At 36.4% G+C, this 679-nt stretch carries 1 protein-coding gene; it reads left to right on the top strand.

What is annotated here, in order from left to right:
• The coding region (locus HLA93_RS20445) for a hypothetical protein (protein ID WP_222196276.1) at positions 1-667 on the top strand (667 nt) is incomplete at its 5' end.
• Positions 668-679: the final 12 nt, after the last annotated feature.

Here is a 679-nt window from a genome sequence, read left to right as displayed (position 1 = left end):
AGCAGAATTTGCTTATAACAATAGTTATCAGGCTAGCATTAGAATGACACCTTATGAAGTTCTCTATGGACGTCCCTGTAGATCTCCAATTTGTTGGGCAAAAGTTGGTGAAAAACATGTTAATACACCAAAATATATCAGAGAGACGACTGAAAAGATTAAAATCATTAGAGATCGTTTGCAGACAGCCCAAAGTAGACAAAAGAGTTATTATGATGTACGCCACAGAGATTTAAATTTTAAAGTTGGGGACTTTGTTTATTTGAAAGCTTTGCCTCGCAAGGGAGTGGTGCGTTTTGGAAAGAGAAGTAAGCTAGTGCCAAGGTTCATTGGTCCATTTGAGGTTATTAAAGAAGTGGGAAATGTAGCATATCAGTTAGCTTTACCATCAAGTATGTCTAAAGTATATGATGTTTTCCATGTTTCAATGTTTCGAAAGAGTTTACGCGATCCAACTCATGTTATTGATTTGCCTGCTGATAAGTATCTAGAAGATGGTTCATATGAAGAAATTTCAGTTCAGATTTTAGATAGACAGCAAAGAGTATTGAGGAATAAAGTTATACCACAGGTTAAAGTATTGTGGAGAAATCAGAATTTAGAAGAAGCAACTTGGGAATCAGAAGCTTCTATGAGGGAACAGTACCCGCAGTTGTTTGAGGAATGAAGTAGGAAAGGA

Origin of the sequence: Modestobacter italicus, from assembly GCF_019799965.1 — a bacterium.
Lineage (GTDB): Bacteria > Actinomycetota > Actinomycetes > Mycobacteriales > Geodermatophilaceae > Modestobacter > Modestobacter italicus_A.
The sequence above is the reverse complement of the archived record's forward strand: the minus strand, read 5'-3'. Positions and strand labels throughout refer to the sequence as shown.